This is a genomic window from Thermococcus paralvinellae (assembly GCF_000517445.1).
Taxonomy (GTDB): Archaea; Methanobacteriota_B; Thermococci; order Thermococcales; family Thermococcaceae; genus Thermococcus_B; species Thermococcus_B paralvinellae.
In genome coordinates, this window is record NZ_CP006965.1 from 1,341,041 (window position 1) to 1,363,803 (window position 22,763).

Below are 22,763 nucleotides of genomic sequence, written 5' to 3' on the forward strand. Positions count from 1 at the left end.
TCAAAACTAGTAAAATTTATATCCATGCAGTGGCAATACAGCTTTATAGCAAAAATATAACGCAAAATTTTATTGGGAGGGTTGTTATGAAGAAATACATCCTCTTTAGTATCATTGTGTGGGTTGTAGGTTTAAATATTTATGTAAGCGCAACGAATGTATACACTGATTATGATCCCACTTTTGATAACTCTACAAGCATATTATTTGGAGTATGAGATAACTCCAAGCATAAGTTCTGAAGATTTAGTAGAGTGGGTTCATAATCAAAGCAGTGATCATTCTTGGGCATATCATGTTTATCAACTTCCTAGCTTTAGGTATGAAATAGGGTATTGGATATGGAAAGATAACACTTCAAAGTTTTCGGTTAGTCTTTATGGAGATACTTCAAAATGTGACGTAAGTAGGGTTAATGTATTCTTCCCAAATCTCAAAATGCAGGCACATAAAACTTACAATATTAGGATAGAAATAAACATGTCCCGATTGAGCTTGTATGTCAACGGCATGTTGTACAATGGAACTGCATATATGCAAATATGGTATGCAAATGGGACTTTTGATGGTTGGGAACCTTTTAATAACGGTGGAGAACTACCCGGGAACTTTTTGCTAAGACCGGGAACCCATGGCATATTCTGGAACATTACAGGATGGGATTCAGAACATTTGGGTAGTCATCCTTTTAATGACTTTGTTATTATCCAGCCCTCATGGCAACATTCAGACGCTCCTATGAGAGCACCAATACCCAATGGTGCAATTGCCTTATCTTTGATAATTATTATAACAGCAATAACATTAATGGGGGATAAAAAATGAGTAAGAAAGTATTGATAGGAGTTGGGATTTTGACAATAATTTCAATTGCCATTTTCCTATCATTTTTCAATGAAACATCGGACATCGGATCAAAGAATAATCCAAAAACTAATTATGATGATACAACATGGCTGGAAATCATTGTTCAAGGAGAAAGTGGAGAAGGTGTAAAATTAACCGACAAAAAACTCAATATTTTAGTTGGCATCTCCTCCTACGACCCATCAAAGATAGGAAAATGCCCCTATGCAGAGATTGAAATTAAAGGGTGTGGGGTTGATTATAGGGGACACACTGATGAGAACGGGTATGCAGCTATCCCTGTCAACTTCACTCAGAAGGGGATTCTAACAATCACCGTAAAATGTGACAGGTATGAAAAGACCATAAAAGTGCGTGTTGAATGAGGGAAATATATCACACACGCTGAACTAAATAGATTATTAGGACCAAATAAAAAATTAAGATGAAGACAAATCTATGTATCGTCTTGTCCAATGAAACAAAACTCTTTTAAGCCGTTATTAATAAAGTTATTAGGTGCCATAAATGATTGGCATATACGATAAGGTGACATTTATCTCGGATATCGTAAATTTCATTTTTGTACTGGCAGTTTTTGCAGTTACATTTAAGTATCGACATGGTTTTGTAAATAAATTTCCATCCCTAAAGGGATTTTATTACACAATCCTAGTAAGCCTTGGAATAGCAGTTGTGGGGAATGTAATTGATGTCCTAGATAATTTAGTAATCCAAGGACATTACCTAGGAAGTCAATTCACAGATCAGTTAACGAGTTGGATATATGCAATAACAATAGCCTTCATAGGAATTAGTTGGATAAAAGTCATAGTGAATATAGTAGAGAGATATAATCCAGTTCCAGTAGTTAGAGAAGACATTGAAAAAACAGCAGAAATGAATCTTGATCCAGGACTTTATATTTGCACCAATGAAAACAAATGTTACAACTATTTTAAGGGGTTACTGGCTGAGCGTCCCGGGCTTGTAATTTCAAGAAATCCCCCAGAAATTGTCAGAGAGACTCTAGGACTTAAGGAAACACCAATACTGTGGCTAACAAAGATCGAGAGGAAAGACACCGTGTATCCAACGAATCTCCCTTATCTGATGCAGACTCTTGTTGACTTTATGAAAAAAGAGGGAAAACCAAAGGTCATACTTCTGAAGGGTATTGAATACCTAATTACCGAAAATGGCTTCAAGAACATTTTTAAGTTTCTAGCAACTCTCAAAGACTATGCGATAGTAACTGGCTCAATAGTCCTAATACCAATTGAAAGCAAAGCTTACGAAGACAAAGACTTTCACCTGTTGATAAGAGAATTCAGAGTTATAGAATGAAAATTGAGGTGATAACATGATTATTGGCGTTGTTGGAAAGATAGCAGCTGGAAAAACGACAATAGCAAAGTTTCTTGAGGAAAAAGGTTTCTGCAGAATTTCCTGTAGCGATCCACTAATTGATTTACTAACCCACAACGTTGATGCTTACTCTTGGATTCCCGAGTTGCCAGAAAAAACCAAGCCAACGAGAGATAGACTGATCGAATATGGAAAATACCTAAAAGAAACTTATGGGGAAGACATCTTAATCCGACTCGCTTTAGATAAGATGAGATACTGCAGGGATGTTGTCATTGATGGTGTTCGCTCAAGAGGAGAGATTGAAGCTATAAAGCAGAGGGGAGGCGTTATTATTTACGTCGAAGCAAAACCCGAGCTTAGATATGAAAGATTGGTTAAAAGGAAAGCAGAAAAAGACAAAGCCATTAAGAGCTTTGAGGACTTCAAAAGGATGGATAACGAAGAGGAGAGGCTCTACTATACAAGCAAACTAAAAGGTCTGGCAGATTTTACGATTGTGAATGAAGGAACTTTGGAAGATTTGAGAAAAGATGTTGAGAAGATTCTTGAATTTCTGGATACACTTATAGTTATTGCCCCCTGCCTGCTTAGCCCGTTCACGGTTTATAGAGGGCCAAAGGAGAAGGAATATAGGACAGCTTCAGCCCTAATGAGGCTCTTTGGGAAGTATCACTACCTCAAAATTTTGGCTTATCCGTGTCCAGAGTTTCTACTCTTAGATTTTCCAAGGCTACCCGCGAGCAAGGAAGTTTATGAAAAGCTAGGCATGAGAGAATACGCCAAGAAAGTTGCTGAATTTGTTGAAAGAGTAATTAAAGAAGAAAATCCATCAAGAGTGATCCTTATCGGAGTTAAAGGTTCGCCAACCTGTGGAGTCTTTCATACAACTTCAAGCGACCCAGAAGAGTACCCCTATGAGAAAATTGAGGAGTTCAAAAAGCTGAGCAAGAAAGAGAGGTTTAAATTAGCAACGGAGATTGCCAAGGACTTTAAGCTTATTGAGGGGGAGGGAATTCTGTTTGAGATTTTAAAGAGAAAAATTGAAGGGATTTATCTAGAAGTCGATAAGGACAATCTGAAGGAGAGTCTGCAGACAATCTCCTACTATTTCACTTCATTGAAACCATAATTGCTCCAACAACAATCAGTAATGCCCCAATCAAAGTCCTTATTGTAACCTCCTCTTTAAAGATAAACCACGCAAAGAGTAACGCAAATACAATGCTCAGCCTGTCTATTGCAACGACTGTTGAAACATTCCCATTTTTCAATGCCATAAAATAAAAAAGCCAGCTCAAAGCTCCAGCAACTCCAGATAGCATTATGAAAACCCAAAAGCGCGTATTGAGATTCAGGTTTAGCTTTCCTGTTGCAAGTGAAAAGGACAGCAGAAAGAAAAACATCACACCAGCCCTTATTGTTGTTGCTAGCGTTGAATCAACGTTTTCAAGACCTAACTTTCCAAAAATTGCCACCAAAGCTGCAAACAGTGCCGAAAGCAGAGCATAAAAAATGTAGGAAGTCATGCTAAGCCTCCTTTATCGCTCTCTCCACTAATTCTTTCGCCTTTTTCATCAGCTCCTCAGCTTTCTCCCTTGTGTGAGCCTCAAGTGTAATTCTCATTATCGGTTCTGTTCCGCTTGGTCTAAAGAGAATCCACCATCCATCGTTCTCTATCCTTATCCCGTCAATGTCAATTAGTCTTTCATACTCAAAGCTGTTTAAAGCCTCCTTTGAGATTATCTCCATGGCTTTTCTTTTCTTTTCGTTAGGACAGGAGATTTTAGCCCTCATTGTGACATATCTAGGCACTTCCTTAGCCAATTCGCTCAAAGGCCCCAACTTATCAATCATCTCAATGACAAGCGCACCGGCAAAGATACCATCGGGAGTGAGGTTCCACTGGGGAATTATCCAAGTCCCACTTGGCTCTCCACCAAAGACCGCATTTTCCTTAACTATACCCTCAGCAACTGCAACATCACCAACTTTAACCCTAACAACTTCTCCACCTAAGGGCTTAACGTAATCATCAAGAGCAAAGCCGGCATCAACCGTCGTAATTATCTTTCCTTTTCCAAACTTCCTTAGCATATAGCCCGAGATTAAGCTCAGCATAACTTCATATTCAACAAAGTTGCCCTGATCATCAACGACGCCAATTCTGTCAGCATCTCCGTCATGAGCTATGCCCACATCAGCTTTCATGACTTTCACAGTTTTGGCAAGCCAGTCAAGACTTTTCGCATTCGGCTCCAGCTCGCGGACGAAGTATCCAGAAGGGTGAGCGTTGAGGCTTATAACTTTGTTGCCAAGTTCCCTCTGAAGATAGGGGCTAACAAGAGAACCTGCACCATTTCCTGTATCAACAATCACAGTGTAGGAATTTTCAAGCTCAATTATATCCAAAATCCTCCTGATATATTCTTCCTTCGGATCTGCATGGCTCAGCTTTCCAATTTCATTCCAGCTTGCTTTTTTGAAGGCTTCACTTTCTATAATTTTTTCCAGCTCATTCTCCATCTCACTTGTATATGCCATTCCATTGGGCTGCCAGACCTTAATTCCATTATATTCTGGGGGATTGTGTGAGGCCGTGATTGTTACTCCAGCATCCGCTTCGTAAAGCTTTATCGCAAAGCCCGTCAAGGGAGTAGGAGAGAGGCCAATATCAATGACGTCAACACCAGTGCTTAGAAGACCAGAAATTAGAGCATTCTTGAGCATCTCTCCAGAAGTTCTGGTGTCCATGCCAACAACAACTTTTCCCCCGCCGAGATAAGTTCCCAAAGCCTTTCCAACTTTTAAAGCTAGCTCCGGAGTTAGTTTTTCATTGACTACTTCTCTAATCCCGCTTGTTCCGAAGTATTTTCCCATATTAATCACCCGATGAATATGCTTACAATTACAAAAAGTCACAAAAGTTTATAAATAAAACGGAGGGGAAAAATTACCAGTTTCTCAACTCGTTCGCAAGCTCCACTAATTTCTTGGCTCTTCTCAGGTCAATATCATTCTTTGTTTTTCCATCTTTCTTAATCCATGTCCCCACTATGAAGCCATCAGCATACTTCCATAGCTTTGGAAGGTTGTCGTAGGTTGTACCTGAGCCTACAATAACTGGAACTGGGGAAATTTCCTTCGCCTTTTTGAGCTTCTCCAAATCAACTTCACTACCAGTTGCCCTTCCGCTGATAATTACAGCGTCAGCCAAGCCCCTCTCAACTGTATCCCTCAATGCATCTTCAAATTCTCCAAAGTGATACGCATGTTTAACATGAACATCTGCGAAAACCTTTATTTTGCTTGGCAAGAGTTTCCTCAGCTTTGTAAGCTCATAGGCTATGCCTTCTATTATTCCCTGGTCAGTGTATGCAACCCCGCTCAAAACATTTACTCTTATGAAGTCCGCTTTCACAGCGTAGGCTATTGAATAAGCCGCTATCCCATCGTTCCTCAGGACGTTTATGCCCAAAGGAAGAGAAACTTCCTCCCGAATGGCTTTTGCAATGACACTCATAGCTGCTACCGTTATTTTCTCAACAGTTTTTGGAAAAGGCACATCTCCAAAGTTCTCAACCATTACGGCATCAAAGCCCGCTTTTTCAAGCTTTTTTGCTTCGTCAATTGCATGCTCTACTATTTCGTCAGTGTTTCCATCATAAAGGTATGAACCTGGCAAGGGTTTGAGATGAACCATCCCAATCAGAACTTTTCGCTCGAAGTTCATTGTATCACCGAAAATTGGAAGGACCTTGGAAGTAATAAAATTTACCTAAAAGAAAGAGGAAGGTAATCTCTCAACAAATTTTAAAAAGGAAATCACTTTTTCACAAGCCTGTAAATTCTCAGTGAGATGCTGTACTTGTTGTAACCTTCTTCCGGGTGAAACTCCACTTCAACCTTGAAAGGCACATCTGATGTGTAGATGAAATCCGATTTGACAACTATAAGAGACTCATGAAGAACTTTACCAGCCTCACTGATAATCCTTACATTGTCCACACTTCCGCTCGGCTCGATCTTGATTCTGTAGATACCTGCTGGGATCACGGGTGAGGTGTAGTATGTAACTCCTTGAACAGTTTTCTCTTTATTGAACATTAACTCTTTGTCATATTCCGAGAGCTTGAGATGATAGTTTAAATACCACGCTCCTGCACCAAGCAGGATTAATATCACTACGAGAGTGGAGAGCTTTCCCATCTTAAGCACCTTTCCCTATATCGTTCCTTCCTCTCAAGATTAATGGCAGAAGGATCACTGCAACTATCACTCCTGGTCCGCAGACTCCCTTAGCAACTTCCTTAGCTTTTTCTGTCGCACTAGTTGCCATCTCTTTGGCGGTTTCTGTAATATTCTCAGTCCCTACGATTGTGGAAGTTTTTGATGTTGGTGTGCTTGTTGAGGTGCCTATAGAGGGCGATTTATCCTTTGGAGCCTCTACTCTGATAAGCCAAAGGTCACGAGTATTGCTGAAAGAGTCGCTTGACAATAAGAGCAAATATCCGTCGCTAACTCTCTCCATAGCCAGTGCCCAATCTTGTTTTGGCATATCTACATCAAGAGAGTACTCTTTAATACCTCTATCGTTGAATTTGAAGAAGTAGCCTTTCTTATCTGTCCAAGCATTCTCCATTCCTCTGTCAAAGAGCACAAAGCCATCATCAGCTTTTAGGATTTTAACTGGTTCATCATTTTCTACTTTTCCCTCAACCTTTTCCCATATCAAATTGCCAGCTAAATCAAGTCTCGCGATGTAGAGGTCACTTCCTCCGAAAAGGTTGTTGTACACGTAACCTGTTACAAGATATCCGTTGTCCAGAACTTCTACACTGAAGCCCACTGCGTAATCTTCCTTTTTATCGCTGTTCTTTCCAAGATATTTAACCCACTCTTCCTTCCCCTCTAAGTTCGTCTTGATGACAAATATTCTAGCCGTGTTGCTCTTTTCCGTTTTTACAGTATCCCCAACTATTATGTAGCCGTCCTTGGTTTTCTTAACTTGATGAGGCATCATATCTGGACTCATTCCGAGCTTTTCAACATTAATGTAGCTCTCCCATAAAAGATTGCCATTTTTATCTACGTTTACCAAGAACAACTCCCTATAAATCCCCCTACTTCCACCCCAAGTTCCATCGGTGGAACCCATTAAGATATAACCATCCTGAACTTTTATGATCTCTCTTCCTCTCTGGAAAATCCCATGTTCTGCATAGTTTTTGCTCCACAAGATGTTCCCACTTAAGTCGGTTTTTATAAGTGTGGCTTTACCTTTCATGGTTCCAAAGATCAGGTAGCCATCGTTTTCAAGGGTCAGAGATGGGAAGTCACCAATTATGTCAGTGTACTTCTTAAACCAAATGAGATTGCCCTCTTTATCAGTTTTCACAAGTATTGGATAGCTTGGATTCCCATCAGATGCCGCTAAAATTGCATAGCCGTCACTTACCTCCTTGATGTCCTTTCCCCAAACGCTTTCACCTATTGAGATAGTCTTGTTGAGTGTGATCTTGGGGAGCTGAGGAGAGTAGTCTTTAAAGCCAAATTTGACGATGTAGCCTTCAGCAAGATAAGAGAAGTCTTTGCCAGGCTTTTCTTTGAAGGAATCTTTTGTAATTGGAAAGTCATATGCTCTGGTATAGCCCCCTATGTAGACTTCACCGTTCTCAACAGCTATTTCGGATGCCCATTCTCTTTGGGTATGCTCCCCTTCGTGGCCCCCTAAGAGCGTACAATATAAAATGTGGCCGTTTGAATCAAGCTTCGCAAAGAAAGCGTTGTGTGTTAACGAGGAAGTGTCTTTTGGCATGAGAGCATTTGGAGTGGTTAAGTGGGAACCGTTGGCATCCCGGGTTATGCCTATTATGTACGACTCACCGTTCTCAGCCCTAATTGAGTGAACTGAAGCTTCCCTCATGAAGTACGTAGAATACACAAGGGCACTTAGTGTAGGCGTCATCTTGAAAACAATACCGTAATCAGCCCCATCTCCCTCAGGCTTTGTCATGGATGGATTTTTGAGCGGAAAGTCATTATTTTTCCATGCCTGAACTCCAACACCATATACATAGCCCTCTTCATCCACATAGAGGTCTTTGAGATAATCCGCTCCAGTTGATCCTATGAAGGTGGAGTAAACGATGTTCAAATTATTGTCAAGCTTTGTTATTGCTATATCGCTGTTTCCTGCTTGTGGATTGCATTCTTGGTCTTTAATTCCACATACACTATCGAACGCGTCCGGTGTGATATAATACCCCGGATCAACAGTATGTCCACCAATGTAAAGGCCGTCCTTAACTGGGGCAAGCTTTATCTCATGGAGAGACCAATAAGTTGAGAATATCAAGTTGCCATTTGTGTCAAACTTTGCTATAAATGGCCTTGTATAAAAGTTAAACTTCTTTATGCCTTCCACACCTATTTTCTCATTTTTTAGAGGAATGTGCTTCAAGTTATTATCCTCACCCCATGTGTGCTTGGTGTAGCCGGCTATGTATACATTACCCTCGCCATCAACCTCCATATCGTATGGTTCCTCAAGATATTCACCCCCAAAGTAAGTGGAAAAAATTAGCTCACCATTAGGGGAGAATTTAATAATGAACAAGTCACTGGTGCCAATCAGCTTACTTTGAAAGGCATTTTTCGTAGGCATGTCTCTGGATGAAGTCTTTCCAAAGAGGTATATGTTGCCATTTCTATCAACCCTAATTTTTGTAACTTCTTCGCCCCCACTTCCACCAAAGAAGCGAATATACTCAACATCCCTTCCACTTTTTGTGAACTTCGCATAGTAGATGTCCACATTGTCAAGTCCCCTAGCATGGTTCCCAGTAACATAAACCTCTCCATCTTTTACATCAATACTTAGTATGCTGTCCCAAGAGTTTCCCCATCCAAAATATGTCCCATAGATTAGTTTGTAGTCCTCGTTTTGAGCCGAAGTTTTAGGTATAGAACTAGAACTAAACAGGAATATCAAAATCCCAAGTGTTAATACAATTTTCCGTTTCATATTTATCACACTCCACAGAGCCAACCCACTTATGGAACAACCTAATTTCGCAAAACCATCTCGTAGAAAAGAAAAGCGAGACAGGTTTTGCTTTTGACATATTACGTTTTTCTTTTGATGTACAATAACATCTTTTGTTAATATACTTTTTGTTTGTTAGAGGGATTATCTGTTATTAGGGAGAAGTTGAAAAAGAGGTTTAACACTTTCCCCCAACTAAAAGAAAAAAGATAAGTAAAAACAATACTCCAAGATCACTTTTTCACAAGCCGGTATATCTTAACAGAGACCGTGTAATCTTCATTTGGATTCGGTGCATTGTACTGAATACGAATCCTGAAGGGATTTGCTGAGCTGTATATGACATTCCCGCTCTCAAATTCTGTAACAACTTCATCTGTATCCGCTTTGAGTATTTGCACGCCTTCAACGACTCCCGAACTTTCTGCTTCTATAAAATATTTTCCGGTGGGTATTACAGCTGAGGTATAGTAAACTGAACCGTTAACTGTCTCGCTCTGGCTTATGATTAGTTCTTTTTCATGGGTCGCAAGAGTGTAATGGTAAATACCAAATGTAAATGCAACTCCCACAATAAGCAGGACAAAGAACCCTATTATGAGCTTCTTTATTAGTCCCATATTCTCACCTCCTTTACTTTATAGCTTTGTTTAACTCCCATCCTCAAGATTTCTATACCGAATTACAACCGTATGGTCGCAGTCGCTAATTTTCTCGTGGCTAACTATAACAAAAGCTGTGTAGCTTCCATCGCGGTTCAAACTTATGTAAACATGACCCACCTCCACTTGCTGGGAATTTTCCGAGGAGCTCCAGCTTAAGGGGATGTCCGAGGATGTAACGTCCTCGAGATTTTTCTTTCCAACATCAATGAAGTTGCCAAGCAAAGCCGGATAATCAACACACCAAGGCTCAATCATTAAGTCACCCTCTTCATTACCAAGCTCACCAGTTGAGAAGTTGATCACCATTCTATCTCTGGTTGAAAGAACAGCCTCATGAACTTCCCCAAAGCTCCCCTTAACCATTGTCGAGGTGGCAGTTGATTGGTTTAGGAAGGAGTCATGGCATGCCTTGGCTTCCAGATACTTAGCGTAAGCTTCTTTGATTCTCTCTTGCTCTGCATTAGCTTGCTGGAGTGAAGTGACGTTGTTGTAGGCTTGAACAAAAAGCCTGTATGCTTCTTCTTGAGTTGATGGACAGGTGAAGCCTCCAGTTGTATTTTCGGGTGGTACTATGTTTGGGCCGCCCTCAAACTCATCAAAAATTCCGTCAAAGTCATAATCATGTAAATCTGAAGTTCCATCATAGTCAACATCCTTCTCATCTATAATTCCATCGGAGTTTAAATCCCAAGCATCAATCTTGCCGTCTCCATTTGTGTCATAAACGTCCGGAATGCCATCTCCGCTTAGGTCCCATGCATAGCTTTTGATACCGTTAAAGGTCGTGAACCATGTGTCAGTTTTTCCATTGTAGTCCTCATCGAGGTAAGCCGTGTCGAAGTTCCCGTCCCCTGTGGTATCAATGTACATAGCATCTATTCTGCCATCATTGTTTCTGTCTTTGGTTATAACATAGCTCTCATTGACGCTTATGGCGATGAAGCCTGTTCCCACGTAAATATCGGCACTTCCATCATTATCTGTATCGCTCCAGCCACTCCCCTTCAAGGATGCTCCATTATCATTAGAGAGCTGTCCAGAAATTTCCTTTCCAATGTTCCTAGTATTATCAGTGACGTTCTTTATTACGTCCGGATTCTTGGCATAAAGGTAGTAAAGACCACCAAGAATGAGGAGGATTACCAGAAGAGTCGTAAGCTTACCCATTTTCCTTCACCTCCACGAACTGTTCTCTGCTGAACCATCCCCCTCCAACGCGCCTGAACTTCTTGCCAGTTTCGTAGTCTTCATAAATGCCTGGAATTGTAGTCTCGTGAAGAACATAGCCGTTCCATGTGAACCATCCCTGATTGCGTTCCTCTATCTTTTTCCGCAGATTTATCAACGCTCCAACTGTAGCATCTGCCATATTGCCAAAGTAGCCAGTTGGATCGAGTATTTTGCCTATTTTTGTAGTCCCGTCAAGGACTATTATTGAAACCTTGGCGTTTTTGTCGAGGTTCATCTTCTCCAAATCTCGAGCATGATCCATCAACGCTTTAGCATCGAGGGCAACAAAGTAAATCTGCGCCCCTGTTGTGAACACTTTAACTTTTCCTCCACCTTTTATTCTCAAGCCTTCCCTTGTTTTCTCAAAATTATCAGCTGCAAACTTCGCCCAGTCAAGGGCTCCACCAGAACCGTACTGTCCACCGACGAGCCATTTTGGGGGATTCAGGAGTCCAGTCATTATCATGTTAATCGTTGCCATTTTTTCTGCTTCGCTCTTAGAGTTCTCGTAAATGAACTTTTTCATCTCTATATCCCGATTTATCGGATCGTAGCGATATTTTATCGCTATCTGTCTGAGCTGGTATGCTTTTTTTGGATCATCTCTGAAAATTGAGATGTATGAATTGATCTTCTGGTTAGCATAAACTCTTTTCTCCATGTATTCATTCATCCTGACTATCATCTTGTCCGGGTCGTTGATATAGGTGTTGTGTATCTCTTTGAGTCCGCTTATGTAGTTTCCATAGAGAGATTTATATTCCGGATGAAGCTCCATTGCCTTCTTGAGATAGTTAATGTGTCTCTGCATTATGCTTTCAGCCAGCTCAAGTTTTTTCTGGACAATACATGCCTTGCAGGTGAATAAATCCGGATCGTCGCAATCAACGAGACCGTCTCCATCGTTGTCTATATAGTCTCCCGGAACTTCCTCTCTGTTAGCAAAAGTCACAGTAACGCTGTCACTCGCGAGGAGAACTTCACTTGAGTTGAGAGTTCCATACAACTCAACCTTTATTGTTCCACTTCCTGATCCATTGTTTTCGATGAAGAGCACATCCCATATATCGCCCCTTTCAGAAACACTGACCTTATCTCTCGTTCCTCCTGAAGCGATTATGACTGCACGGAGGTTTTTTGCCCCATCACCCAAAACTTTGGCTGCCACTTCAACAGCAAATACACCAATGCCACTCGAAGAAGTGAAGGTTTCTCCATCAGATGGTGATGTTATGTGTAAGGAGTACTTTTTTTCTTTCAAGGTGGGGGTTGTTTCTGTAGGAGTTATGCCTGTATGTTTCAGAATCAACTTTACCACTTCTGCGGTAAGTTTTTCTGCCTTGGTCTTTGAAGCCTCTTTGCGCTTCTCCAGTAATTTTAGATATTCCTGATACTTCACCTCATTTACTCTTGTAGCAAAGTAGTTAGGGTCATCAGACTCCACGACAACGTCACATTTTGCATATCCGCTTTCAACCAGCTGTTTTGAACAGACATATTCAATGTAAGAATCCATTGAGTCATCGCTCCAGCGTCCATGCATATCGACATCAATGAGATACCTTCCATACATGTAAGTGGCATAGTAGTCTGCCGATGCCGAGTACTTATAACTGTTCCCGTTCACCGTTATGCTGTTTGTTGTGAAAAAGTAGCACATGTAGCTGCTGGCGGTTTTAGCTTCCTCAACATAATCTGCAGTTTCTCTATTTTCAGAACAAAGGGACTTAAGATTATCTGCTCGATTGTTAAACCTTTCTTTTGCTTTTTCGGAATTTTCATACTCGAAGATTGCTACTGTTAAGGGATTCATCGTCGGCTCGTTCGGATTGTTTGCCCACGAAACTCCCGTAAAGGTGACTCCTCCTCCAAGATTCTGACCCACGTTTTCAACATTAATGCCGACTGCGTTAAGCTCGCTGATCGTAGGTGCATAATCTGGAATCTCTGAACTCGAAACCGTACTAATAGGAAATGCTGAAATCATAAGAATTATTACAACCAAAAAAGCTTTACTTTTCATAAAAATCTCCTCTTGTTGTTTTTTCTTAAACAAAAACTCCTCATCATCCTTAATCACCCCCACTCCCATTCGTCGTTATCAAAAAATCCGCTCTCATCATCTCGGCTCCCAAGAGAACTCCTGACAAAAACAATGTTTCCTCCCTGCATTTTCAGCATCTTGAGAGAAATCCATAGACCGAGAACCAAGAACACAGCCCCCAAGAATACTGCTACATCTGGGAGAAACATTAAACTTACTAGGTATCCAACACCACCAAAGGTTAATGTTACTATGGAAACAACAATGACCTTCAGCAGAACTTTCCTCAGCAACCAAAGCAGCAAAAGCAGAGCAAAGAATACTCCTGCTCCTAAGAGAGGAGCACTTACGCTGAATCCTGTTAGATAATCTTCACCTTTGATCAGAGGCAAGGTAACCAAAAACATGCTCAATACAATAAGTTTTCTCACAGTACCACCACCAAGGCAAAACCATCTCGCAGAAAAGAAAAGCGGGACAGGCTTTGCTTTCAACATGTTACATATTTTTGATTAATATACTTTTTGGTTTTAGTGAGGAATTATTTTTAAGTGCAAAGTTTAATATAGAATGCTGACCAATAGCAGAGTTGGTGAATTTCATGAGTAAAAAACTTCCAAAAGGTGTTTTAGAGAATCTCTATCCAGATGAAGATGTTCTTTATGCTATAAAAAAGAAGTTCAGCTTGGAAGCAAAGCCTAAGTGGTTAGTTGTAACAGATAGGAGAATTTTGTACGTTGATGAAAAGATTTTAGGGAGATATGAACTGACCGCTGTTCCCTATGAGAAGCTCGAACTCGTTTATGTGAAGGTTGGCAAAATGTATTCAGAGTTCATAATCAAGAAAGAATACGGAGATGAGATTAGGCTTAGTAGAATGGACAAAGAAGAAGCAAGAAAAGCTATGGAAGCTATAAGAGATGCTCTAAACGAGATTGCTGTTGAGCCTGTGAGCATTGAGAGAAAGAAGCACCTAATGAGTGAGGAGTGGATTATCCACAAGCCAAAGGAAGCTGTGAGCAGATCAATTAGAATGGAGCCAAGGAAATTTAAGGAAAAGAAAGAGGAAGATCCTCTTGAGAAGCTCAAGAAGTTGAAAGAACTCTATGACATGGGTGTTATAGCCCGAGAGGAGTACGAAGAAAAGAGGAAAAAGCTTTTAGAGAAGATTTAGTGATTATTATGAGCATCAGAGCAAAAAAATTATTATTTTTCTCTTCCTCTTAATGTTGACAGGACCTTTCGCTTTTCTCTGGTTAGCAAGAATTATGCACAAGGAAAAACCCAAAATTGAGATTGAACACCCCAAAGAAGATACAAGAAAAGAAAAAGATTCATTTGAATGGAAGAGCATTTGGGACGAGGAATCAGCGCTTTTTGAGGAGAACTATTAGGGACAGCATCAAAATTAGACCCGCCCCACAGATAGATGTTGAGGGAGATTGAATTGTAGTTCTTGTGATTGTTTGAGTGTACTTTGGAGCCTGTTTTGTCTTCGTTAGAATTATCGTTTTGTTGATTGATTCTCCATAGAGAGTCATATTTAAAGGCTCAAGTTTTTCCCAAGGTAGGCCAGAGTATAAATCCACGCTAAAGCTGGTATTTATAGGAAGGCTAATGACTTGGAAATAATAGCCAGTTCTAGACCTCATCAATGGAATTGGTTCGGCCAATTCGGAGATGTTGCCTTTAATCCATATCTGACCCATCAAGTTAGACGCATTTAAAACGAGCAAAAATGCTTCTTCGTTTCCATTCAAATACCGAAGCTTAACTTTGTTGCTTCTCTTTCCATCCGTTTCAACGTAAACATCAACCCAAGCTTTTTGAGTGTTCAGCTTGGGCATTCTAAAAACTATCATCTCATCACTCCATTCAAGGACTTCTGCTCTTACTCCTTCAATAAACACATTTCCACTTTTTCCAAATCCGGCTCCACCGAGAATAATTTTTTGATCTGGTTGCGCGATATATGGAGTTATAGATCCGATTAAGGGTTTCTCTTGCTTGCCCTCATAACTGAACACAAGCACTTTGTTTTTAGGGGCTGAAATCTCAGCTTTTCCATCTTTAACTTGCATCTTAACTCCATAAAGAACATCTCTGTAAATTCCGTTGCTCCAGTTTAAGCTAAGGGTTAAGTTTTTGCTGTCCACTTTGTTCACAACAACCAAAACTTTCTCGCTACCAAAGTTCCTCTCAAAGACCCAAGTGTTGTAATCAGCATAAATTGCCTCAAAATTTCCATAAGCGAGGGCGTTGTTCTTCTTTCTAAGTTCTGCAAGAATTCTGATTATTCTTGCAGCCTCTGTTTGGTTGTCAAACTTCATCATTGGTCTGTTATATGGATCACCCTTTCCTTCTTTGCTGACCAGATAACTTTCATCACCATAGTAAATCACCGGAATGCCAGGCAACGTCATTACTAAGCTCAATGCCATGTGATACCTATCGAGATTTTTACTTTCGCTTAGATATCTGGGCAAATCATGATTGTCGAGGAAGTTAACTGCCTTATTCGGATAAACGAAGTGAGAGTAATATTCTTCGAGCTCTCTTGCAAGAGTCTTGAGACTTCCACCAAAGGCAAACGTCCTCACAATGTCGTTCCTTATTGGAATGCTGAGCTGGGAAGAAACATTGGAATATTGATAAAAGTAGAACATATCATCATCTTTTTCAAAGTTAATCTTATAGTACTCACCAAAGATAAAGAGAGGCTCTTGCATGTACAAATGAGCATAGAACTGAGTCAACCAGCCCAAGTCCATATGTTTGACCGCATCAATTCTAAATCCACAAATACCACTTCGAACAAACAAACTCGCACCATCTTTGAGATACCCATCAACCCAAGGATTTAGCTGATTAAAGTCTGCCAGACCAAAAAGATTCCCATATTTAAGCTCAAATCCTTCCCATATCTTAATGTTGCCATTGTGATGATAAATATCCTCCAAGCTTCCCGTGTAAGGATTTAACGTTGCATTTTTGCTGTCAGAATAATAGTTTGTGACAAGAGTGCCGTTGTCATAAAGAGAACCGAATTCACCGTCAGTTGCTGGATTCGAATGATTTGGAACAAAATCAACAATTATGCAAATTCCTCTTTTCTCTGCTTCTTTAACTAGGGTTTTGAAAATTCTCCAGTTACCGAAATGTTCCTCTATTCTCTTATAATCTCTTGTCCAATACCCATGATAAGGCGCAGAGCCTGAGGCCATGCGATTTATATTGTCATTGACCGGAGATAACCATATCATCGAAACTCCTAAGCTTTTGATATAGTCAAGATTCTCAATTATTCCTTCTAAATCCCCACCCCAGTAAAGGCGATAATTACTATGAGTCGGATCGTAAAAAGGCTGATTATTGCTCTTATTCCCATCGTAAAAACGGTCAACCATTATCTGATAAATGATGCCTTTTTCTGGAATTTGATATGCATAGCTACTTGGTAGAAGGACAATCAGGAGTAATATGCCAATCAGCTTTCTCATTATATCACCAGAAGTGATAAGAAAAAAGAGCTTAAAAACTTTCACATCTTTTTGATATCTTCAAAATTTATTGTTGCAATTTTCTCGAGAATATTATTGTTTGCAGATTTGACAACTTTCAACTTATAAGTGCTACCACTTCTCTCCCACTGCATAACTGAGGTTGCAATCTCCTCAAATAAGTAAAGGAGTTCTGGGAATTTAGTTTGTGTTAAATCCTTGTGAATGAAATAAAGTGCTATTCTAGTTTTGTTTCCAACATACTTGGAGATGTTTCTAAGTAATCTGATACCTCCTCCATATTCTTTTATTGAATTTATTAAAAAAAGTTTGTGAATTCCTAATACAGGATTATACACCATTTTAGGTGGAACTACTCTCTCATAAATAAGATCATAATACTGGAGATTTAAAGAGTACTTCTCAATTTCTATCCTCCCAATGACATTTCCTTCATCTCTATGACCACCTATTTTTATAACAGGAATGTCCTTAAACCCTTCTATAGGTAGCCCTATAAGGTCCAATCGAATTAGAAATTCAGGTAAAGTATCTGCCATGTCATCAATAATCATTGGAATATCATGTTGTTTACAATACTCCTCCAGCACATATAACAAAATTTCAGGAGATGATACAGAAGTATACTCGATGAGTATGGTTTCACCGGCTCTTAACTGAGAAAAGATGAACTCAAATCCTTGTTCAACCATTTCCCTACCACCAGGATTAATTTTTGGATTTAAAGTATAAATAGTTTACCCAAATTAACAAGAGTTTTATATAATTTTACCAAAAGCTAGTACTCTTGGAGAGATAAAACTGCCAACCTCTTCCTTTTCTTTTCCAACACTTATAATTGAGTTTATCAACTCAAAGATATTGCCCACAAACATGTTATCTTTAAACGGTCTAACTTCTCCATTTTCAATTATGTAGCCAAGCTCAACTGTTAAAGAGAAATCTCCACTTACTGGATTTGCAGTATGCTCTCCAAAAACGCGCTTTAGAATGACAGCCTTATCTAAATCCCCCAAATTCTCCCGCTTTCCATCAACAATTACGTTGCTGTTCCCAATGTGTGGTGTTGTCCTGAAATCCCTAACAGCATTTCCTGTGCTTTCTGTGTTCATAAGTTTAGCATAGGTTTCATCAAAAAGAAAGCTCTTTAGAATACCGTTTTCAATCAGCACATTCCTTTGGGATGGATTCCCCTCACCATCGAAAGAATAACTACCAAGCTTTCCTTCAAGGGTTGCATCATCTATCAGCGTAAAGCTCTCACTTGCAATTGTATCCCCTACTTTTGAGAATCTCGAGCGTCTGTGATAAACATTATCCCCATAAAGGTTAGACATTAAGATACTTATGACAGATGCTACTGCATGTGGTTCCAGAATAAGCTCTCCTTTATATCCGTCAATCTTTTTGGCATTATAGCTTAGCGCCACTTCTTCCAAAGCTTTTTCAAGCCCCAATGAGATCTCTCGCTCAAAGTCTGGCATCAGTCTAAATCCCTTGTAGTAGCTTCCAATTCCACTTTTCTCTGATCTTTTGACAATATGAATGCTCATACTCAACCCAGTTGTTTTTTCACTCTTTTCTATCCCGTTGGAATTTGCTATTCCATCTGTGGAAACTCCAAAAGCTAAACCCCCAGAAAAAGTGTACTCTTTTCCAAACTTTTCTTTGAATTCTTTTTCCTTTTCAGTTAGGGAGAGAGCAGTTGCATAAGCGTCATCGAAGCTGAGCTCCTCAATTCTCTTGTCATAGAGAGCTTTAACTTTGTTTCCCCCATTATTATCGGGAAATCCATGAAAAGGAACTTCACTAACCTTTGCAAGCTTTATTGTTCTGTTCACAAACCTTTCCAAAGTCGCTCTGTCGTGATTTATCCCAGTGATGTATGAGAAGCCGATTTTCCCTTTATATCCAATCCTCAGTCCAATACCAGAATGATATTTACGCTGAGCTCTCACCAGCTCACATCTCTCAATCTTAAAGGAGCTTCCTCTCCCTATTTCCCAGTAAATCTCCCACTCAACGTCTTTGTGATTGAGGATTTTAATTAATTCATCTATCATAGCAATCCACCCACCAAAGCTCTCGTCAATACATGAGGGCCGCCGTCATCAACAGGTACCCACTGGCCTTTTCCACAATAGCCAGGAAATTCGATTTTCAAATCTTTGCCAATAGCTCTGATATTCCTAAGAACGTCAAGGATTTTTCCTGATAATGCAACGTCCCTTATATGTGCTTTAATCTCACCATTTTCAATTAAATAACCTTCTTTTGCTCCAAACATGAAAGTTCCATTAGCGATGTCCACTTCTCCACCTTTATCTCCGATTAAATACAAACCACGCTTCACTTCACTAAGCATCTCCTCAAAGCTCCAATCACGAGGTTCAATGTACGTGTTGCTCATTCTAACTAAAGGCTGATAGTTGTAGCTTTGAGCCCTGCCGTGTCCATTTGGTTCCATATTAAGATAAGCCGCTGTTTCCCTATCAAGGAGGTACTCATTAAGGAATCCATTTTTAATTATTTCAACTCTTCTCGCTTTTATACCTTCATCATCATAAATATATGAGCCGAATTTTCCTTCTAGAGTTGGATCATCAACAACCGTAAGCTCTTCAACAGCTATTTTCTCTCCAAGCTTGCCCTCTAAAATGCTCTCCCCATTCTTTATTGCATCACCTTCGCTTGCATGCCCTAAAGCTTCATGAATAAACACGCCAGCAAGCTCTGGATCCATAATCACATCAAACTCTCCAGAGGGAGGTAGTTGAGCATTCAGCAGAGACTTCGCTTTTTCTTTCACAAAGGTTGTCCAGTGTTCCAAGTCAGTATTCTCAATTATTTCCCATCCCCCAGTCCCACCGAAGATTTCCCAATAACTCTGCATGTCGTTTCCCTTTTTAGCTGTTGCAGAGAAGCTAAGTCTTATTCTTGGAATTATTGTTTCAATCTCGCTCCCCAAAGAGTTAAAGTAGAATTGCCATTTTAGACCATCACCATAGGTTATCTTTCTGTTTACAATCTTGTCATCCATTAATAACCTGTCCACAGTTTTTACGAGTTCAAGCTTCTCCTCTAAATCAACATCCACAAAAGCTTTTTTTGCTTTAATTTCGGCTCGATCTTTTGTCGGATCATCAAGATAAACTTTTGAATTCCCTTTCATCAACTTTGCTATTTTCATGGCGGTTTCTATTGCTTTTTCTGCTCTCCTCATATCGTTAGCTGAGGAAAATCCCCAGGCACCACAAAATGCTCTCACACCAATCCCAATTTCAATATTTGAAGAAAACTCCTCAAGATGAGAGTTTTGCATTTCCAAGTGAGTGGCATTTATTTCTGCTATTCTAACTTCATAATATTTGATCCCATACTCTCTCGCAAGTTCCTCTGCTTTTCTCATAAGTCTCTCAATTTCCATCTTCTCACCCCACAAAAGAGATATTCATCATAAACCCAAATCAATTTATATTTCTTTTTATCGTATAGAGAACTGTACCAAAAGTAGGATAAGGTAAGTGATAGTATGACCCACAGAGAGGAGATACTCCAGTATATTCGCAAAAACCCTGGCATAACATTTCGAAGACTTGCAGATGAGCTTGGGATAGGCATAGGAAATCTTCAGTATCATCTTTATCAGCTCGAAAAGGAGGGCCTAATATTTTCAAAAAAGCTTGGAGGAAAAAGATATATATTCCCAAAGGAATTCAGAGAAGAATACGAACCCTTGCTGATAGCAATTTCAAATGAAACCCAGCGTAAAATACTGCTCCTACTAGCGGAAAAAGACATGAATCAGCGAGAAATTGCTGAAAGATTAAACCTTACACAGGCAACAATAAACTACCATATGAATGCTCTCAGCAAGCTGGGACTCATTGAGAAAAGAAAAGAAGGTCGAAATGTGATATACAGCTTGAAATGTGATATTGAGATCATAATAAGAGTGATCAACGAGTACAGGCCAAAGCTATGGGATAAGCTGGCGGATAGACTTATCGATCTCATGCTAACTCTGAAAGGTGGTGATATAAATGATTGATATAATACTTGATGTCATTATAGTAGCATTTGCCCTGTTCCTATCTTTCATCTCATGGATAGCCTATAAAAAGAGCGGTATGAAGAGCATATTCTTTTTGTTACTTGCTTTCCTGCTATTTGGAATCAAAAAAACTCTGGAAAATCTCCACATAATAGCTGAAGTGGGTGAAGGAACCCTTGAAATCGCCACAACATTTCTTGAGTTAGCAATACTCCTTATGTTTTTTATAGCAGTTGTAAAGAGAGATTAACGAACAATCATTAAGGGTGGCTTTATGATCCCAGCAAGCTCCTCTAATAGGCTTCCAATTCTTGTTTTTCCACTTTTTCCATAAGCACCCATAACAACTAAAGTATACTCCCCACTATTTGCCTCCTTGAGGATTTCATCCTTTGCAATACCTTCCACTATTTTCATAGAACAATTAACGTTTTCCTTGTGGCATAGTTCGAGTAAATCCACCATTATTTCTTTAACGCTCTTCTTCATCTCGTGCCATATCTGTTCTTCAAACTTCTTTATCTCATCAAGTTTGTCACTCCTCATACTTAGATTAAATGCAACAGCCCTCGCTTCCCTTCTATCAAGAACCGAAAATAAAATAATTTTGGCATTCTTTTTCTTTGCTATTGATATAGCATGCAGAGCTGCCTTTTGACTCCATTTTGAACCATCTATGAGTACCAATATTTTCATCATTACCACCCAATATACCTGATCCAGAGTATTCCAACGCCTATAGCAACTGTTATGACCATTATAACCATACCCACCTTTAAAAAGTCCCCAAAGGTTATCCTAATCCCTTCTCTTTCAGCAATTCCAATAACAACAACATTTGCAGATGCACCTATTGCAGTCCCATTTCCCCCCAAACATGCTCCCAAGCTGAGAGCCCACCAGAGAGGGTAGATATCCATTGAAGTGCTCATATGTTTTATCAGAGGTATCATTGCAGCTGTCAGAGGAATGTTATCAACAATAGCAGAAGAAAAAGCAGAAAACCAAGTAATAGCAAGCAGTGCTTGACCCTGAGTATGCACGTGGGTTAAAACCCATTCTGCAACTTTGGCTATCGTTCCCGTTTCCTCCAATGCACCGACTATTATAAACAGCCCTCCGAAGAAGAACAAAGCTGGCCACTCGATTTTTTCAAAAATACCCTCCGGATCTTCTCGTGTCCACAACAATATGAGAGAAGCCCCAAGGAGAGCTACAACAGCGGGCTCTATACCCAGCTTATCGTGGAAGAAGAACAAAGCTACAACAAATACAATTATAGCAATGGATTTTCTGAAAAGTCTTATATCCCTAATTGCGGCTTTTTCATTTAAGCCACGAAGAGTTTGCTTTATCATGACTTTTTTCTTTGGTGTCACCTTAAGAGCATTGTTATATGCGAAGTATATAATTAAGATCGTTGCAATCAGATCAACTGCTGCTATAGGTCCCATATTAACCAAAAACTCATTAAAGCTTAAATTTGCTGCAGAACCTATCATTATGTTTGGAGGATCACCTATCAGAGTTGCAGTTCCGCCAATGTTGGAGGCAAAAATTTCAGAAAGCAAAAAGGGGATTGGATTCAAATCCATTAAGCGGGAAATGTAGATAAGCATAGGAGTCAATAACAATACCGTTGTGACATTGTCAAGTACAGAGCTAACTATGGCAGTAACGACTGAAAAGAGAAGCAAAACCCTAATTGGACTCCCCCGCGCAAGCTTTGCTGTCTTTATTGCAACATATTCAAAAAGCCCACTGTTTCTGGCAGTATTTACAATAATCATCATTCCCATAAGAAGGAAGAGAGTATCTAAGTCTAAATATTCAGGGACTTTTTCCCAAGGCACAATTCTTAGAAACAGAATCACTGATGCACCAAGCATGGCAGCAACCGCCCTATGAATTCTTTCGCTAACTACAAGCCCATATGTAAAGAGGAATACTGCAATTGCTATTGCCTCTTGATTCATTTTTATACACC

General features: G+C 39.8%; 22 protein-coding genes and 1 pseudogene. 8 read left to right on the top strand and 15 right to left on the bottom strand.

All coding sequences use genetic code 11. The features are described 5' to 3' along the window. The first annotated feature begins 156 nt into the window (after nucleotides 1-156). The 4 genes and pseudogenes from TES1_RS07450 to TES1_RS11030 all read left to right on the top strand — a co-directional run. Nucleotides 157-825, top strand: coding sequence for a hypothetical protein (locus TES1_RS07450; RefSeq protein WP_042681566.1), 669 nt, complete (start codon nucleotides 157-159; stop codon nucleotides 823-825). After that, a complete protein-coding gene (locus TES1_RS07455) occupies nucleotides 822-1,232 on the top strand; it encodes a hypothetical protein (protein ID WP_042681567.1) in 411 nt (136 codons plus the stop codon). Before TES1_RS07450 ends, TES1_RS07455 begins: the two co-directional genes overlap by 4 nt. Before the next feature lie 142 nt (nucleotides 1,233-1,374). Continuing rightward, on the top strand, nucleotides 1,375-2,193 hold the full coding sequence (locus TES1_RS10745) for a DUF835 domain-containing protein (protein WP_051408197.1): 819 nt from the start codon (nucleotides 1,375-1,377) through the stop codon (nucleotides 2,191-2,193). 16 nt (nucleotides 2,194-2,209) lie between these two features. Further along, nucleotides 2,210-2,773, top strand: a pseudogene (locus TES1_RS11030) (AAA family ATPase); the annotation flags it as partial. A 553-nt stretch (nucleotides 2,774-3,326) separates the two neighbouring features. On the opposite strand, the gene TES1_RS07470 reads toward TES1_RS11030, so the two are convergent. From TES1_RS07470 to TES1_RS07510, 9 genes are all read right to left on the bottom strand, one after another. Then, nucleotides 3,327-3,743, bottom strand: a complete 417-nt coding sequence (locus TES1_RS07470; protein ID WP_042681570.1) for an EamA family transporter — start codon at nucleotides 3,741-3,743, stop codon at nucleotides 3,327-3,329. A 1-nt stretch (nucleotide 3,744) separates the two neighbouring features. Continuing rightward, nucleotides 3,745-5,094: a phosphoglucosamine mutase gene (glmM, locus tag TES1_RS07475; RefSeq protein ID WP_042681571.1), complete on the bottom strand. Its 1,350-nt coding sequence runs from the start codon at nucleotides 5,092-5,094 to the stop codon at nucleotides 3,745-3,747. Nucleotides 5,095-5,167: 73 nt separating this feature from the next. Next, entirely contained in the window at nucleotides 5,168-5,947 is a 780-nt protein-coding gene (locus tag TES1_RS07480) for a BtpA/SgcQ family protein (RefSeq protein WP_042681573.1), read from the bottom strand. Nucleotides 5,948-6,039: 92 nt separating this feature from the next. After that, nucleotides 6,040-6,423, bottom strand: a complete 384-nt coding sequence (locus TES1_RS07485; protein ID WP_042681575.1) for a hypothetical protein — start codon at nucleotides 6,421-6,423, stop codon at nucleotides 6,040-6,042. Between the two features lies 1 nt (nucleotide 6,424). After that, nucleotides 6,425-9,241 (bottom strand): SBBP repeat-containing protein, encoded by a 2,817-nt coding sequence (locus tag TES1_RS07490; RefSeq protein ID WP_042681577.1) that lies wholly within the window; start codon nucleotides 9,239-9,241, stop codon nucleotides 6,425-6,427. Between the two features lie 254 nt (nucleotides 9,242-9,495). Further along, nucleotides 9,496-9,882 (bottom strand): hypothetical protein, encoded by a 387-nt coding sequence (locus TES1_RS07495; RefSeq protein ID WP_042681578.1) that lies wholly within the window; start codon nucleotides 9,880-9,882, stop codon nucleotides 9,496-9,498. A gap of 30 nt (nucleotides 9,883-9,912) precedes the next feature. Further along, the gene (locus TES1_RS07500; RefSeq protein ID WP_042681580.1) at nucleotides 9,913-11,094 is read right to left on the bottom strand and encodes a hypothetical protein; all 1,182 of its coding nucleotides are present in this window, start codon (nucleotides 11,092-11,094) and stop codon (nucleotides 9,913-9,915) included. Then, a complete protein-coding gene (locus tag TES1_RS07505; protein ID WP_042682801.1) occupies nucleotides 11,087-13,180 on the bottom strand; it encodes a hypothetical protein in 2,094 nt (697 codons plus the stop codon). Before TES1_RS07505 ends, TES1_RS07500 begins: the two co-directional genes overlap by 8 nt. A gap of 53 nt (nucleotides 13,181-13,233) precedes the next feature. Beyond that, nucleotides 13,234-13,632 (bottom strand): hypothetical protein, encoded by a 399-nt coding sequence (locus tag TES1_RS07510; RefSeq protein WP_042681582.1) that lies wholly within the window; start codon nucleotides 13,630-13,632, stop codon nucleotides 13,234-13,236. A gap of 170 nt (nucleotides 13,633-13,802) precedes the next feature. On the opposite strand from TES1_RS07510, the gene TES1_RS07515 reads away from it, so the two are divergent. Continuing rightward, a complete protein-coding gene (locus TES1_RS07515) occupies nucleotides 13,803-14,375 on the top strand; it encodes a PH domain-containing protein (RefSeq protein ID WP_042681584.1) in 573 nt (190 codons plus the stop codon). 52 nt (nucleotides 14,376-14,427) lie between these two features. Further along, nucleotides 14,428-14,595, top strand: a complete 168-nt coding sequence (locus tag TES1_RS10990; RefSeq protein WP_158505959.1) for a hypothetical protein — start codon at nucleotides 14,428-14,430, stop codon at nucleotides 14,593-14,595. On the opposite strand, the gene TES1_RS07520 is transcribed toward TES1_RS10990, so the two are convergent. The 4 genes from TES1_RS07520 to TES1_RS07535 form a co-directional block, all read right to left on the bottom strand. Further along, the gene (locus tag TES1_RS07520; protein WP_042681585.1) at nucleotides 14,569-16,701 is read right to left on the bottom strand and encodes an alpha-amylase family glycosyl hydrolase; all 2,133 of its coding nucleotides are present in this window, start codon (nucleotides 16,699-16,701) and stop codon (nucleotides 14,569-14,571) included. The two genes, TES1_RS10990 and TES1_RS07520, sit on opposite strands and share 27 nt — an antisense overlap. Before the next feature lie 41 nt (nucleotides 16,702-16,742). Further along, nucleotides 16,743-17,414: a DUF257 family protein gene (locus tag TES1_RS07525; RefSeq protein WP_042681588.1), complete on the bottom strand. Its 672-nt coding sequence runs from the start codon at nucleotides 17,412-17,414 to the stop codon at nucleotides 16,743-16,745. Between the two features lie 66 nt (nucleotides 17,415-17,480). After that, nucleotides 17,481-18,785 carry a TldD/PmbA family protein gene (locus tag TES1_RS07530; protein WP_042681589.1) on the bottom strand — a complete coding sequence of 435 codons (1,305 nt, stop codon included), beginning with the start codon at nucleotides 18,783-18,785 and terminating at the stop codon, nucleotides 17,481-17,483. After that, nucleotides 18,782-20,149 carry a TldD/PmbA family protein gene (locus TES1_RS07535; protein ID WP_042681591.1) on the bottom strand — a complete coding sequence of 456 codons (1,368 nt, stop codon included), beginning with the start codon at nucleotides 20,147-20,149 and terminating at the stop codon, nucleotides 18,782-18,784. The genes TES1_RS07530 and TES1_RS07535 overlap by 4 nt, the downstream gene beginning before the upstream one ends. Nucleotides 20,150-20,254: 105 nt before the next feature. Between TES1_RS07535 and TES1_RS07540 the strand changes: the two genes are divergently transcribed. Together TES1_RS07540 and TES1_RS07545 are read left to right on the top strand one after the other, a co-directional pair. After that, entirely contained in the window at nucleotides 20,255-20,773 is a 519-nt protein-coding gene (locus TES1_RS07540) for a winged helix-turn-helix transcriptional regulator (RefSeq protein ID WP_042681593.1), read from the top strand. After that, entirely contained in the window at nucleotides 20,766-21,026 is a 261-nt protein-coding gene (locus tag TES1_RS07545) for a hypothetical protein (RefSeq protein ID WP_042681595.1), read from the top strand. The genes TES1_RS07540 and TES1_RS07545 overlap by 8 nt, the downstream gene beginning before the upstream one ends. Here TES1_RS07545 and TES1_RS07550 read toward each other — a convergent pair. Both TES1_RS07550 and TES1_RS07555 read right to left on the bottom strand, forming a co-directional pair. Then, nucleotides 21,023-21,472 carry a universal stress protein gene (locus tag TES1_RS07550; protein ID WP_042681597.1) on the bottom strand — a complete coding sequence of 150 codons (450 nt, stop codon included), beginning with the start codon at nucleotides 21,470-21,472 and terminating at the stop codon, nucleotides 21,023-21,025. The two genes, TES1_RS07545 and TES1_RS07550, sit on opposite strands and share 4 nt — an antisense overlap. A 2-nt stretch (nucleotides 21,473-21,474) precedes the next feature. Further along, nucleotides 21,475-22,752 (bottom strand): ArsB/NhaD family transporter, encoded by a 1,278-nt coding sequence (locus tag TES1_RS07555; RefSeq protein ID WP_042681598.1) that lies wholly within the window; start codon nucleotides 22,750-22,752, stop codon nucleotides 21,475-21,477. Nucleotides 22,753-22,763 lie beyond the last annotated feature (11 nt).